At 66.3% G+C, this 1,012-nt stretch carries 2 protein-coding genes and 1 pseudogene; 2 read left to right on the top strand and 1 reads right to left on the bottom strand.

Annotation, left to right across the window (positions count from 1 at the left end; translation table 11 throughout):
• On the top strand, positions 1-370 hold a 370-nt coding region (locus J7E68_RS18215), incomplete at its 5' end, for an RDD family protein (protein WP_215174959.1).
• A 5-nt stretch (positions 371-375) separates the two neighbouring features.
• On the opposite strand, the gene J7E68_RS18210 is transcribed toward J7E68_RS18215, so the two are convergent.
• Entirely contained in the window at positions 376-855 is a 480-nt protein-coding gene (locus J7E68_RS18210; protein ID WP_215174958.1) for a RimK/LysX family protein, read from the bottom strand.
• 26 nt (positions 856-881) lie between these two features.
• Between J7E68_RS18210 and J7E68_RS20205 the strand changes: the two are divergent.
• Positions 882-1,012: pseudogene (locus J7E68_RS20205) on the top strand (30S ribosomal protein S6--L-glutamate ligase); the annotation flags it as partial.

Here is a 1,012-nt window from a genome sequence, read left to right as displayed (position 1 = left end):
GGGAAGCGTCGCCCGACCGGGCCGCCGAGTCGGTGCCCTCCTCATCGACTACGTGGCGGCGACCCTGATCGCCACCGGCTTCCTCGGGTACGACCAGTTCGCGCTTCCTGGCGAAGCCGGATTGACGATGTTCGCGCCGATGGCGGTGTTCGCGCTGCTGCAGATCCTCTTCATCCCGACCGCAGGAGGCAGCCCCGGGCACCGCATCCTGGGAATGCGGGTGATCCGGCTCGACGGGGGATGGGTAGGCCTGTGGCGACCGGTCGTGCGTGCTCTGCTGCTGATCGTGGTGATCCCCGCGGTCGTCTGGGATGCCGACCAGCGGGGTCTGCATGACAAAGTCGTCGGTCTCGTGCTGATCCGCGCCTGAGCGGGTCAGTCCTTCCCGCGGTTGCGGCGCCGTGCCTCACGCGGTGCGCGACCGCCGACGAACGACCGGGCCGGATCGATCAGGTAGCCCTGACGCAGAGCCTCACGACCGATGAGCATCCGGAATCCCATCTCGTCGCGGTTGCTCAGAGTGACCTCGGCGAGCACCTCGCGGTCGTGCAGGCGGATCAGCATCTCGACCACGAGTCGCTGCTGCGCGTGACCTGACGAGCTGCGAACGGCACGTCGATCGTGCACGGGGGACTCGACCACCACGGCGTCCTCCTGGCTGTCCTGCCAGGGCTTCACACGGAACCGTACCCACGACACGCCGTCGCGCTCGAACTCCTGGATGCCGAATGCGTGCAACGAGGACGTACGCGCGCCGGTGTCGACCTTGGCTTTGATCCAGTCAACGCCGAGATCGGGCAGGCTCACCCATTCTCGCCACCCGATAAGAGTGTTTGAATGGGATGACTTACTCACCCTACCATCCTGGCAGGAAACCCCCCGTGAAGATCGCAGTGCTTTCCCGCGCGCCGCAGGCGTATTCGACCCAACGACTGCGTGCGGCCGCGCTCCAGCGCGGTCACACCGTCAAGGTGCTCAACACCCTGCGTTTCGCGATCGATCTCACCGCTGA

Source organism: Microbacterium sp. ISL-103, assembly GCF_018613995.1.
Classification (GTDB): domain Bacteria; phylum Actinomycetota; class Actinomycetes; order Actinomycetales; family Microbacteriaceae; genus Microbacterium.
This window is presented reverse-complemented; position numbering and strand designations above follow the sequence as displayed.